The sequence below is a fragment of the Serratia sp. LS-1 genome (assembly GCF_003719595.1).
Lineage (GTDB): Bacteria > Pseudomonadota > Gammaproteobacteria > Enterobacterales > Enterobacteriaceae > Serratia > Serratia ureilytica.
Genome location: NZ_CP033504.1, coordinates 3982601 through 3995326, shown reverse-complemented (window position 1 = coordinate 3995326; position 12726 = coordinate 3982601). Strand labels below are relative to the sequence as shown.

Sequence of the window (12726 nt, the reverse complement as noted above, 5' to 3'; positions counted from 1 at the left end):
GCCTTCTCGCTACGCGGCATCCTGCGGCAGGTTGAGATCGCGGCCGCGGGTTTCGGGAGCAAAGAAGGTGGTGATTAAGCCGATGGCCGCCATTACAACAAAATAGCAGGCGACAGGCCACCAGTGACCGAAACCGGACAGCAGCGCGGTGGCGATCAGCGGCGCGGTGCCGCCCGAGAGGATCGAACCGAGCTCTTTGGCGAACGCCATCTTGGAGTAGCGATTCTTCACGCCGAACAGTTCGACGCCGTAGGCCGCCTGAACGCCGAAGATCCCCAGCGACGCGATGCACATGCCGACCACGATCACCGAGATGACGATAGCCGGTTCACGGCTGTCGAGCAGCCAGAACGCCGGGAAGGCGTACAGCACCAGCAGCAGGCAGAACCAGCGGTAGGTGATGCGGCGGCCGAAGCGATCGGACAGCCAGCCGGCCAGCGGGATCACCAGAAAACCGCACAGCGAGGCGATCAACACCGCCAGCGCCGGCACCGATTTATCGACCATCAGCACCTTGGCGACGTAGCCGACGATAAAGCCCTGGCTCAGGTAGGAAGGGCCGTTTTCGCCGATGCGCAGGCCGAGCATCACCCAGAACGCTTTGGTACGTTGCAGGTAGCTGCGCGTATCCGGCGCGGCCTGGGCGGCGTCCAGCATGCGCTGGTGGTTTTGCTGCAGCTCGCGTTCGAACACCGGCGTTTCCCGCACGTGGCGGCGCAGGTACAGCGCCACCCCGGCGATCAGAATGCTGGCGAGGAACGGAATGCGCCAGCCCCAGCTCATCAGGTCTTCCTTGTCCAGCTGCAGCACCAGCAGCCATACCAGCGACGCCAGCAGGGTGCCGCTGTTGGAGCCGATGGCGATGATCGACGCCACCAGCCCGCGCCGCTTGGCCGGCGCGTATTCCGCCAGCATCACCGCGCCGCCGGACAGCTCCGCACCGGCGCCGAACCCCTGCGCGAAGCGCAGGATCACCAGGCAGGCGGGCGCCCAGACGCCGATTTGCGCATAGGACGGGATCAGGCCGATCAGCGTGGTGGAGAGGCCCATCAGCGCCACGGTGGTGATCAGCACCACGCGGCGGCCTTTGCGGTCGCCGATCCAGCCGAACACCAGCGCGCCGATCGGCCGCGCGACGAAGCCGACGGAGTAGGTGGCGAAACTGGCCAGCAGCGCCACCAGCGGCGTGGCTTCCGGGAAGAACACGTCGCCGAACACCATGCCGGCCGCCAGGCCGTACAGCGCGAAGTCGACGTATTCCATGGCGGTGCCGAGCCAGCAGGAGAAGGTGGCGCGCCAAAATTGGCTGCGCCCCTCTTTGGTCGCCAGGCGTTCATCGGCCACCAGCGCGGCGTCGGCGGTCTGTGAAGGGGCAAGCGTTGTTTCGCTCATGGCAGTGCTATCCTCTTTTGTTCTGCGCCTGGAGGGGCGCGGTTAAAGATGGTTTCCCTGGTGCCGGCAACAAAGGTGTGCCGACAAATCATGTCGGACGCATGGCGATTCAACGCTGCTGTATCAGGGTATCTACGCGCGTAGATAACACAACGCGAGGAAGCTGAAACTTTGCGGGCGATCACAGAATCGTCAGCGCGCCGGGAAATGAAGATAGAGAATGCGGATGGCAAAAAGATGACAGAACCCCGGTTTTTCCGGCCGATAGGCCTGCCGTTTTCGCCACGAATCAGCCTGCCGCTTTCGCATTTCTGCGCTACAATGGGGGCCTGTTAACAGTTTGTATCGTCTGGCGCGCCGTACCGGCTGCGGTTCAGGCGAGGAGTAAAGCAATGTCTGGCATCAGGGATTCCATCCTGCCGCCGCTGGAGTGGTTATCCGAACAGGATCCTCCGGCGCCCGCCGCCGTCAGCGACTGGCTGATGGAGTTAGGCTCCATGACCCGCCGATTTGAACGCCATTGCGCCCAGGTGCGCGTTGAACCGCAGCGCGAATGCTTCGTCACGCGCGAGGCGCTGGGCGACGAGGCGAACCACCTGCCCGACAGCCCGCGCTACTGGCTGCGCGAAGTGGTGCTGCTGGGCGACGACCAGCCCTGGCTGCTGGGGCGCACGGTGATCCCGGAACATACGCTGACCGGCCCCGATCAGGCGTTGGTGGATCTGGGGACGCTGCCGCTCGGGCGCTATCTGTTCAGCAGCGGCGATCTGACCCGCGACTATATCCATATCGGCCGGCAGGACGCGCTGTGGGCGCGTCGTTCACGGCTGCGGCTGGCGGGCAAGCCGCTGCTGCTGACCGAACTGTTTTTACCGGCTTCGCCGCTGTATTCAGCGGTTCCCGCATAAGAGAGGAGAGCAAGACGTTGGAGGGAAGCGTGACTCAAAGTAAATGGCGGGCTTACAGCCATTTGATGCGCATTGATAAACCGATCGGCACGCTGTTGCTGCTATGGCCGACGCTGTGGGCGCTGTGGCTGGCCGGGAAAGGCGTGCCGCCGCTGTCGATTCTGGTGGTGTTCGTGCTCGGCGTGTTCCTGATGCGCGCCGCCGGCTGCGTGGTGAATGATTACGCCGATCGCGCGGTGGACGGCTACGTAAAGCGCACCGCCGGGCGGCCGATGCCGAGCGGCCGGGTGAGCGCGAAAGAGGCCAAGGTGCTGTTCGTGGTGCTGGTGCTGATCTCGTTCTGCCTGGTGTTGACGCTGAATGCGATGACCATCTGGCTGTCGCTGGCGGCGCTGGCGCTGGCCTGGGTGTATCCTTTTATGAAGCGGGTGACCAACCTGCCGCAGTTCGTGCTGGGCGCCGCGTTCGGCTGGGGCATTCCGATGGGCTATGCGGCGGTCAGCGAATCGCTGCCGCTCAGCTGCTGGCTGCTGCTGCTGGCGAACATCTGCTGGACGGTGGCCTACGACACGCTGTATGCGATGGTCGATCGCGACGATGATCTGAAAATAGGCATCAAGTCCACCGCTATCCTGTTCGGGCGTTATGACAAGCTGATCGTCGGGCTGTTGCAGTTCGCAACGCTGCTGCTGCTGGTGTGGGTCGGTTATCTGGCGCAGCTCGGCGGCGCGTTTTACTGGTCGCTGTTGCTGGCGGGCGCGCTGTTCATTCACCAGCAGAAGCAGATTGCCGGGCGCGAGCGCGAGGCCTGTTTCAAGGCCTTCCTGCAGAACAATTATGTCGGGCTGGTGGTGTTTATCGGCATCGCGCTCAGCTATCTGCCGGCGTAGCGGTTTCCTGCAGCAAGAAAAAAGGCACCCCTCGGGGTGCCTTTTTTGTTTTCGCGCCGGGCGAAATCACTCGTCTTTCTCTTCTTGCGCATCGGTTTGCGGCAGAGCGTTGGTCTCTTCCGGCATGTTGACGCTTTCGATAGTCAGCTTGATTTCCGGCGTGATCAGATCGCTCAGCATGTTGTACACCTCGAGGGTGTGCTCGCGGATCGCATCGCCGCTGTCGTTGATGTAGCCTTCTTCGCGCAGCGTCGCCACCAGGGTGGAGAACACCGCCTTGTCGAAGAATTCCGGCGCGTTGATGCCGTGCAGCACCGACAGACGCTGCGCCATGATGCGGCTCTCTTTCTCCAGCGCGCCGCGGTTGATGCTCGGGTTGGCGCTGAGGATCGACATAGTGATGGCGTAGCGTTGCAGGGTTTCGCGCACCCCGGCGGCCAGCAGCTGCAGCGGGCGAATGCGCGCCGGGTTCAGCACCAGCTCGTCGCCTTTGTCGCAGATCAGCTGTTGGCGGATCAGCTCGTCGATCATCGGCCGCAGCACGTCCGGCAGCTGCTCCTTGTCGTTATGCAGGAACAGCTCGGCTTTCAGCATCGGGTAAATCATGCCAATCTGGCGCAGCAGTTCGGCGCGCGATACCCGGCGATGATGCATGACGATGCTGGCGATCAGCGACGGCAACACCAGCAGGTGGTGGATGTTGTTGCGGTAATAGGTCATCAGCACCGCCTGCTCGCGCGGCAGAATGATGATGTCGCCGATGTTGTCCTTTTCCACCTCGAACTTGTTCATGTTCAGCGCGTGATCCAGCAGCTCGTCCGGCGTCTGCGTCGGTACGGTGACGTCATGCGCGTAAGGCGCGTTGCGCATCAGCTGCAGGTAGCACTCGAGCTGCTCGAGCAATTGTTCGCGGGTCAGCGAACGCTGGCGCGAGGCTAGCAGCGCGGTGGAACACAGGTTCATGGCGTTGGCCGCGGCGGCATTGTTAATGCGCACCATGATCTGGCCGGCGAGATCGTTGACCGTCGGCGTCAACCAGCTTGGGCGCTGAGCTTCGATCGGATCGATCGACTCGCGCCACTGCGGCACGTGCTGGTTGAGGTAAGCGGTCAACGGCAGCGGTTCGCCGAAGTTGACGTAACCCTGGCCCAGATTGCGCAGTTTGCGCAGGCCGCGCAGCATCTGCAACAGGCTCTCTTTTTCCTTGGTGGCGCCGCGCAGCTCTTTGGCGTAGGTGCCCACTTCCATCACATGCTCGTAGCCGATGTAGATCGGCACCAGCGTGATCGGACGGGCGCCGCCGCGCAGCATCGCCTGGATGGTCATCGACAGGGTGCCGGTTTTCGGTTCCAGCAGACGCCCGGTGCGGGAGCGGCCGCCTTCCACGAAGTATTCCACCGAGTAACCGCGGGTGAACAGCTCGCCGAGGTATTCGCGGAACACCGTCGAGTAAAGCTTGTTGCCCTTGAAGGTGCGGCGGATGAAGAACGCGCCCAGGCGACGGAAGATCGGGCCGGCCGGCCAGAAGTTGAGGTTGATGCCCGCGGCGATGTGCGGCGGCACCAGGCCCTGGTGATACAGCACGTAGGACAGCAGCAGATAGTCCATGTGGCTGCGGTGGCAGGGCACGTAGACGATCTCGTGGCCGTCCTGCGCCAGCTGGCGCACGCGCTCGGCGTTGGTGACGTTGATGCCCTGATACAGCCGGTTCCAGGTCCAGCTCAGCACGCGATCGGACAGACGCACGGTTTCGTAGGAGAAGTCGGCGGCGATCTCTTCCATCAACGCGATGGCGTTCTGCTGGGCCTTCTCGTGAGAGATCTTTTTGCTGCGCGCTTCGTCCTCGACCGCTTTTTCGATCGCTTTGGACGCCAACAGCTTGTTGAACAGATCCTGACGGGCCGGCAGGCTTGGGCCTACAGCGGCCAGGCGCTGACGCGAGAAGTGCATGCGCGCCACGCGCGCCAGTTTCTGCGCGATGGTTTTATCCGTGCCGTGTTCGGTGGCCATGCGGCGCAGCGAAACGGTGTTGGAGAAGCGCACGAAGCTGTCGCGGCCGAGCCACAGCACGGCGAAGAATTTTTGCACGCCGTTCAACAGACGCAGGTGCGGCGTGCCGTGGCCTTCGCGGCCCGGCGAGCGGCCGAACATGACCGAAACCGGCAGCATTTGAATGTCGAGATCCGGATTGCTGCGATGCAGATCCAGGTAGTCGTGGAACAGCTTTACCGACTCTTCTTTCGGGGTGTAGTAGCGGAACACGCGCGGGCCGTCGTGAATGAACACGTAGCTCGGCAGCACGGTGCCGTCGATCTCCAGCGCGTTGAGCGGATCGGGCAGATCCTGCGCCAGGCACTGGGTGCGCAGCGTCAGCAAATCCGCCTTGGAATTGTAAGGTAAAACATACAAAATCGGCCGTGAGGGATCCAACCCTAGCTCGGTAACCGGATCTGAAGGGATGACCTTACTTCTTACCAACAATTTAAGTGGTAAATTCAATATTTTATAATAAATTTTACGCCAACCTGACATAACAACGTGAAGCCTCTTGTTAGCAATGCGCCGCAAGCATACCAGAAACCGGGTAGCAGATCTGTGGTGTTCGAAAACCGAGAGCCGTCAGCGCGGACTGTTCTAGACTCTTTTTATTATGACCGACCTCTGAGAAAGGCACGAAAACATGGCAAACCAAGCAACCGGATTGACCCGCATCATCAAGGCCGCCGGCTATTCTTATAAAGGGCTTTCCGCCGCCTGGCAACACGAGGCGGCGTTCCGCCAGGAACTGGTGGTGACCCTCCTGGCTATCATACTGGCTGTCTGGCTGGACGTGGGTGCGATAGCGCGCATTTTATTGATCGGATCGGTGGCGCTGGTGATGATCGTCGAGATCCTGAACAGCGCGATCGAAGCGGTGGTGGATCGCATCGGCAGCGAACACCATGAGCTGTCCGGGCGGGCCAAGGACATGGGATCGGCGGCGGTGTCGCTGGCGATCGTACTCGCGCTGTTCGTTTGGGGCACGGTCTTGTGGCAGCATTTTGGCTGACGCAAAGCGCCTACTGACTGATTTTTATTTATTCTTCGGTTCCCAATCCGCGCTTACCTGTATATACTCACAGCAAGACTGTATAAACAAACAGGGGGCGGAATGAAAGCACTAACTACCAGACAGCAAGAGGTCTACGATCTGATTCGCGATCATATTTCGCAAACGGGCATGCCGCCGACGCGTGCCGAGATCGCGATGCGTCTGGGGTTCCGTTCGCCTAACGCCGCCGAAGAGCACCTGAAGGCGCTGGCACGCAAAGGCGTGATCGAAATCGTCTCCGGCGCGTCGCGCGGTATCCGCCTGCTGATGGAAGAAGAAGAAGGGCTGCCGCTGATCGGCCGCGTCGCCGCCGGCGAGCCGCTGCTGGCGCAGCAGCACATCGAAGGGCACTACCAGGTGGATCCATCCCTGTTCAAACCGAGCGCCGATTTCCTGTTGCGGGTGAACGGCATGTCGATGCGCGACATCGGCATTCTGGACGGCGATCTGCTGGCGGTGCACAAAACGCAAGACGTGCGCAACGGCCAGGTCGTGGTCGCGCGCATCGAAGACGAAGTGACGGTCAAACGCTTGAAAAAGCACGGCAACGTGGTTGAACTGCTGCCGGAGAACAACGAATTCCAACCGATCGTGGTCGATCTGCGCCAGCAGAATTTCACGATCGAAGGGCTGGCGGTCGGCGTGATCCGCAACGGCGACTGGATTTAATCGCCGCGCCATCACCGCCGCTCCCTGTATCAATCGCCCCTGTTTTGGGGCGTTTTTGTTTCTGACTTCGCCCTTCGTCACTCTGTCACAGGAACATCCCATCATGCGCCTGATTTCCGCCTTCACCAGCGACACCGATAAAGCCCTGTGGCGCCTCGCCCTGCCGATGATTTTCTCCAATATCACCGTGCCGCTGCTCGGGCTGGTGGACACCGCGGTGATCGGCCACCTCGACAGCCCGATCTATTTGGGAGGCGTGGCGATCGGCGCGGTGGCGACCAGCTTCCTGTTCATGCTGCTGCTGTTCCTGCGCATGAGCACCACCGGCCTCGCGGCGCAGGCGCTGGGAGCGAAGAACCCGCAGGCGCTGGCGCGCGCCTTTATGCAACCGCTGCTGCTGGCGCTGTTGGCCGGGGGGGCGATCGTCCTGTTGCGCTACCCGCTGATCGAACTGGCGCTGCGGATCGTCGGCGGCGATGGCGAGGTGCTGGAGCAGGCGCGGCGTTTTCTTGAGATCCGCTGGTTGAGCGCGCCGGCGGCGCTGGCCAACCTGGTGCTGCTGGGCTGGCTGCTCGGCGTGCAGTACGTGCGTGCGCCGGTGATCCTGCTGATCGTCGGCAACCTGCTGAACATCGTGCTGGATATTTGGCTGGTGATGGGCCTGGGTTGGAACGTGCGAGGGGCGGCGGCGGCCACCGCCATCGCCGAATATGCCACGCTATTGCTCGGCCTGTGGCTGGCGTGGCGGGTGATGCGTCTGCGCGGTATTACCCTGGCGATGTTGCGTCAGGCCTGGCGTGGCGATCTGCGTCGCCTGCTGGCGCTCAATCGCGACATCATGCTGCGTTCATTGTTGCTGCAGCTGTGCTTTGCGTCGCTGACCATTTTCGGCGCTCGCCTGGGGAGCGATGTGGTGGCGGTTAACGCGGTGTTGATGAACCTGCTGACGTTTACCGCCTATGCGCTCGACGGCTTCGCTTATGCGGTGGAGGCCCATTCCGGCCACGCCTACGGCGCTCGGGACGGCAGCCAACTGCGTAAGGTGTGGCACGCGGCCTGCAGGCAGGCGGGGCTGGTCGCGTTGGCCTTCGGCCTGGCGTATGCCGTTACCGGCCAGCAGATCGTGGCGGCGTTGACCTCTCTACCGGAGCTGCGCGCGTTGGCCGCCCACTATTTACCGTGGCAGGTCATTTTGCCGCTGGTCGGGGTGTGGTGCTATTTGCTGGATGGCATGTTTATCGGCGCCACGCGCGGCGCTGAGATGCGTAACAGCATGGCGGTGGCCGCGGCAGGGTACGGTCTGACGCTGTTCAGCGTGCCGTTGCTTGGCAACCACGGGCTTTGGCTGGCGCTGGCGGTGTTTCTGACGTTGCGTGGCGTGGCATTGGGCTGGATTTGGCACCGTCACCAGGTGCGCGGCAGCTGGTTTACTGCACATTAAACCGGACGTTTTGTTGGGTTAATGGTTAGTTTTTCTTATGATTTTGGTCATGTTTGCTTACATGTTTTCAGCCTTGGTTTGTTCGCGTTAGTTTGTTGTTTGTTAGCGTTTTTTGTTTTTATTTTGTTTGTTAATGGTTTTTTATTCTGTGTTTTGGCTTTTTTATTTCCATGTTTAACTAGAATGAATCATGTGGCTGGTAAATGAAGGGGAGCGGTGCTTCTTAAGGTGAAGGAAGCATCGGCCAGAAAAATTTCTGGTTAACCCCGACCGGCAACAGGGATCACTGATTCACCACAGGTTAACGGAGAGACTATGAATAAAGATCAAGCCGACGGTAACTGGAAGCAGCTGAAAGGCAAAGTGAAAGAGAAATGGGGCAAGCTGACCGATGACGATCTGACGGTCATCGAAGGGAAACGCGAACAGCTGGTCGGCAAAATTCAGGAGCGCTACGGTTACCAGAAAGAGGCGGCCGAAAAAGAGGTGAAGGCCTGGGAAGATCACACCAAACACCGCTGGTAACACGCAGGGCCGCCACTGACGGCGGCCGGCAACAGCGCAGGCCGGCGTCGCTCCATCCTCTGGCGCCCCGGCCGCAGGTACAGGGAAGTACCTGACTTCGTCTTACTTCTTCTTGATGGCGATGCTGTGATCGTGTTCGGCGCAGTCATGCTTGCTGTCACAAGCTTCAACTTCAACGCAACCGGCGCACAGACCGTGCGCTTCCACCACGCTGTGCCGCAGTGCAAATCCGGCTTCCTGTGCCAGCTTCTGCAGCGTTTCCTCCACGCCTTCGGTGGTGCGTTCGGTCACCTGGCCGCAGCGGTCGCAGATAAACAGCGCGGACGTATGCATCGGCTGTTCGAAATGGTGGCACAGCACGTAGCTGTTGGCCGATTCCACTCTATGGATAAACCCTTGCTCCAGCAGAAAATCCAGCGCGCGGTATACCGTCGGCGGCTTGGCCTGCGGTTCGGCGACGCGCAGCAGATCGAGCAGGTCATATGCGCTGATTGCACCGGGTTGCTGAGTCATCAGACGCAGCACTTCCAGCCGTTGCGGCGTCAATCGCACATTGCGTTGCTGGCAGAGGCGTTCAGCCTGCGCCAGCAGCTTTTCCTGGGTGGTTGAGTTCATCGCAAATATCCCGGTACGTAAAAAAGCCGATTTTACCATGATTACGGCGAATCGCCGAGAGTTGCCCCCTTTTCCCCTGATGATAGCGCAGGGAAAGTCGCGCCGATCGCGCTAAAAGAGAGATGCGTCACAACTTTTCCCCGCCGTCGGGCGGCAAATCAACGTTGCCGGTTTTAGCGCTGGAGAGCGGGGGGCGAGCGCGGTATAACGCCTTTTACCCGCGTGATGAGCAGGAGCCCTGTGTGATGACGGAAAGAGAGAAGCTGTTAAGCGGCCTGGAGTACAACAGCCGCGATGAAGAACTGATCGGGATGTACCATCGGGCGAGGGCGTTGATCAAAAGCTTGGGGGCGCTGGACTCGCATCAGGCGGACGAGAAAAACCGCCTGCTCGGCGAGCTGTTCGGCGCCTGGGGGGAAGCGAGCTGGATTGAAACGCCATTCTGGTGTGACTACGGGCAGCATGTCCGCATCGGTAAAAACTGCTTTATCAACGTCAACGCGGTGTTCCTCGACTGCAATACCATCACCATCGGCGACAACACGCTGATCGGCCCCAACGTGCAAATCTATACGCCGAGCCACCCGCTGAAGGCCGCAGAGCGCTTCACCGGCGATCCGGATTTCCCTTTCCGCACCTCGGCGCAGCCGGTGTCCATCGGCAACAACGTCTGGATCGGCGGCAACGTAGTGATCCTGCCGGGAGTGACTATCGGCGACGGCACCACCATCGGCGCGGGCAGCATCGTCACCGGCGACATCCCGGCCAACGTGCTGGCGCTGGGGCAGCCATGCCGGGTTATCCGCTCGTTGGAATAGGGCGTTATCGACGATCAGGAGGCAAGGGGGCGGGATGGCGCTCTTTGCGGTGCGGGCCGGCGTTTGCCAACGGGCGGTCATCGGCCAATGCCAGACGTGCGGTCGCCAAACGGCTCATGACGGTGCCGATCGGCACCGCCAGCACTTTTGCGGCCTCCCGGTAAGACAGCCCTTCGACATACACCTGAAACAGCGCGTTGCGCTGGGCCGTCGGCAGCCGGCTGACGCGCCGCATCACTTCATGGAGCCAGACCGGCTGTTCGCCGTTGTCCGCATCGCCCAGCTCTTCCGCCACCATGCAGCCTTGCCCCTGGCGAAGGTGTTGGGCGCGAACTTCATTGAGCCAAATGGAGTGCAAGATGGAAAACAGCCAGCGATCCAGGTGTGAACCGGGGGTGAATTGCGCGGCGCGCTCCAGCGCACGCAGGCAGGTGGCCTGCACCAGATCGTCGGCGACATCCCGCCGGTGCGAGAGCACCAGCGCATAGCGCCACAGGCGGGAGAGATAGTGGCCGAGTTCATCGCGTATCGCATCGCCGCTGATAGTCACCTCCGCAGGCGCGTCGGATCACGATTCCGGGTGGCGGTCGATGGCCGCCGCCAAATCGCGGTACTCCTCGCACCCGGTGCCGCACAGCGACTGGATCACCTGCAGCTGTTGGCGAGCCAGATCGGGTCGGCCTTTCAGCATATAGGCTTCCCCCAGGTACTCGCGCACTTTGGGGTATTTCGGATCGAGGGCTACTGATTTTAAATAATAGCCGATCCCTTCATCGGTGCGGCCAAGTTTGCGCGTGGCGTAGCCACGATAGTTCAGCGCAACGGCGGTGTTGGGATTTTTCAACGTATTGAGCATATCGAGCGCTTCCTGATAACGGCCGCTTTTCGCCAGTGCATAGGCGTAGTTAGTGCGGTCGGCGTCGTCGACCTTGCCGCTTTTATCTACCATGCAAGTCTGAGTTTTGCTGTCGTAGACCTGGCCTTTCGGACAGGTTGGCGGGGTTTGGCCGCTGCCATCGCCGCCCATCGCCAGCGCCGCGCCGGACAACAGCAGGCAGCCGGCAATGGCCGATGCCAGCAGGCATTTAATGAAGCTGTTCATGGTTATGTCCTCAAGGCAGAGGCGCCGTGCGCGCCCGTAATGAGATAACACCTGAACGAGCGGGTTTATTCGCCTTGTCTCCGCTTATTTTTGCCGGCGGCAAGCGGGTTTTCCCAACGGCGCCGATTGTCGTTATAATAGCCGTTTGCGGCCGCGCGCCGTTCGTTGAACCCAGACAGACTCAGGTAGCCAGTAACTCAGCATGACGAAAGACAACCACGCCCCAACCTACGCCGCCAATCGTTTCTCCATCGCGCCGATGCTCGACTGGACCGATCGTCATTGCCGTTACTTCCACCGCCTGCTGACCAAGGAAACGCTGCTGTACACCGAGATGGTGACCACCGGCGCGATCATCCACGGCAAGGGCGACTATCTGGCCTACAGCGAAGAAGAGCATCCGGTGGCGCTGCAGCTGGGCGGTAGCGATCCGGCCGCGCTGGCGCATTGCGCCAAGCTGGCGGAGCAGCGCGGTTACGATGAGATTAACCTCAACGTCGGCTGCCCGTCCGATCGGGTGCAAAACGGCATGTTCGGCGCCTGTCTGATGGGCCAGGCGGCGCTGGTCGCCGATTGCATCAAGGCGATGCGCGACGTGGTGTCGATCCCGGTGACGGTGAAGACCCGCATCGGCATCGACGATCAGGACAGCTACGCCTTCCTGTGTGACTTTATCGAGACCGTCGCCGGGCGCGGCGAGTGCGACATGTTCACCATCCACGCGCGCAAGGCCTGGCTCTCCGGCCTCAGCCCGAAAGAAAACCGCGAAGTGCCGCCGCTGGACTATCCGCGCGTCTATCAGTTGAAGCGGGATTTCCCGGCGTTGACCATCGCCATTAACGGCGGGGTGAAAACGCTGGAAGAGGCGCGGCAGCACCTGCAGCACTTGGACGGCGTGATGATGGGGCGCGAGGCGTATCAGAATCCGGGTATCCTGGCGCGGGTCGACAGCGAACTGTTCGGCGCGCAGACTGCGGTGCCGGACAGCGTGGCGATCGTCGAAGCGCTGTATCCGTATATCGAGCGCGAGCTGTCTAACGGCACCTATCTTGGCCACATTACTCGCCATATTCTCGGTCTGTTCCAGGGCGTGCCGGGCGCGCGCCAGTGGCGTCGCCATCTGAGCGAGAACGCCCACAAGCCGGGCGCCGATGCGCGGGTGGTGGAGCAGGCGCTGGCGCTGGTGCGTCAGCCGCGCGTCGAAATGGCGTAATCCACAAAAAATTTGACCAACAGTTAGTGTTTTTCGCCAGGCGTTCGGTGCGTTACCGGATG

General features: G+C 61.2%; 13 protein-coding genes. 8 read left to right on the top strand and 5 right to left on the bottom strand.

Going from position 1 to position 12726, the window contains the following annotated elements; genetic code table 11:
* Positions 1–9: 9 nt before the first annotated feature.
* Complete coding sequence (locus EDY99_RS18990) at positions 10–1392, bottom strand: MFS transporter (protein WP_123061997.1); 1383 nt, start codon at positions 1390–1392, stop codon at positions 10–12.
* 392 nt (positions 1393–1784) lie between these two features.
* Between EDY99_RS18990 and ubiC the strand changes: the two genes are divergently transcribed.
* Together ubiC and ubiA are read left to right on the top strand one after the other, a co-directional pair.
* Positions 1785–2300: a chorismate lyase gene (gene ubiC / locus EDY99_RS18985; RefSeq protein WP_033651214.1), complete on the top strand. Its 516-nt coding sequence runs from the start codon at positions 1785–1787 to the stop codon at positions 2298–2300.
* 17 nt (positions 2301–2317) lie between these two features.
* Positions 2318–3190 carry a 4-hydroxybenzoate octaprenyltransferase gene (ubiA, locus tag EDY99_RS18980; protein WP_025304455.1) on the top strand — a complete coding sequence of 291 codons (873 nt, stop codon included), beginning with the start codon at positions 2318–2320 and terminating at the stop codon, positions 3188–3190.
* A 66-nt stretch (positions 3191–3256) separates the two neighbouring features.
* Here the strand turns inward: ubiA and plsB are convergent, their stop codons facing one another.
* Positions 3257–5722: a glycerol-3-phosphate 1-O-acyltransferase PlsB gene (gene plsB, locus EDY99_RS18975; RefSeq protein ID WP_033644405.1), complete on the bottom strand. Its 2466-nt coding sequence runs from the start codon at positions 5720–5722 to the stop codon at positions 3257–3259.
* Between the two features lie 148 nt (positions 5723–5870).
* On the opposite strand from plsB, the gene EDY99_RS18970 reads away from it, so the two are divergent.
* From EDY99_RS18970 to EDY99_RS18955, 4 genes are all read left to right on the top strand, one after another.
* Positions 5871–6239 (top strand): diacylglycerol kinase, encoded by a 369-nt coding sequence (locus EDY99_RS18970; protein WP_015379225.1) that lies wholly within the window; start codon positions 5871–5873, stop codon positions 6237–6239.
* 102 nt (positions 6240–6341) lie between these two features.
* Positions 6342–6950: a transcriptional repressor LexA gene (gene lexA, locus EDY99_RS18965; RefSeq protein WP_025160136.1), complete on the top strand. Its 609-nt coding sequence runs from the start codon at positions 6342–6344 to the stop codon at positions 6948–6950.
* 103 nt (positions 6951–7053) lie between these two features.
* Positions 7054–8391, top strand: a complete 1338-nt coding sequence (gene dinF / locus EDY99_RS18960) for an MATE family efflux transporter DinF (protein ID WP_033644406.1) — start codon at positions 7054–7056, stop codon at positions 8389–8391.
* A 315-nt stretch (positions 8392–8706) separates the two neighbouring features.
* The gene (locus tag EDY99_RS18955; RefSeq protein ID WP_004936743.1) at positions 8707–8916 is read left to right on the top strand and encodes a CsbD family protein; all 210 of its coding nucleotides are present in this window, start codon (positions 8707–8709) and stop codon (positions 8914–8916) included.
* 102 nt (positions 8917–9018) lie between these two features.
* On the opposite strand, the gene zur is transcribed toward EDY99_RS18955, so the two are convergent.
* Positions 9019–9531 (bottom strand): zinc uptake transcriptional repressor Zur, encoded by a 513-nt coding sequence (zur, locus tag EDY99_RS18950; RefSeq protein WP_015379223.1) that lies wholly within the window; start codon positions 9529–9531, stop codon positions 9019–9021.
* A 245-nt stretch (positions 9532–9776) separates the two neighbouring features.
* On the opposite strand from zur, the gene EDY99_RS18945 reads away from it, so the two are divergent.
* Positions 9777–10349 carry a sugar O-acetyltransferase gene (locus EDY99_RS18945; RefSeq protein WP_042785466.1) on the top strand — a complete coding sequence of 191 codons (573 nt, stop codon included), beginning with the start codon at positions 9777–9779 and terminating at the stop codon, positions 10347–10349.
* Positions 10350–10353: 4 nt separating this feature from the next.
* Here the strand turns inward: EDY99_RS18945 and EDY99_RS18940 are convergent, their stop codons facing one another.
* Both EDY99_RS18940 and EDY99_RS18935 read right to left on the bottom strand, forming a co-directional pair.
* Complete coding sequence (locus EDY99_RS18940) at positions 10354–10899, bottom strand: RNA polymerase sigma factor (protein ID WP_123061996.1); 546 nt, start codon at positions 10897–10899, stop codon at positions 10354–10356.
* 18 nt (positions 10900–10917) lie between these two features.
* On the bottom strand, positions 10918–11451 hold the full coding sequence (locus EDY99_RS18935) for a tetratricopeptide repeat protein (protein ID WP_123061995.1): 534 nt from the start codon (positions 11449–11451) through the stop codon (positions 10918–10920).
* 202 nt (positions 11452–11653) lie between these two features.
* Here EDY99_RS18935 and dusA point away from each other — a divergent pair, with 202 nt between their 5' ends.
* Positions 11654–12664, top strand: coding sequence for a tRNA dihydrouridine(20/20a) synthase DusA (dusA, locus tag EDY99_RS18930; RefSeq protein WP_033644410.1), 1011 nt, complete (start codon positions 11654–11656; stop codon positions 12662–12664).
* The last annotated feature ends 62 nt before the right edge of the window (positions 12665–12726 follow it).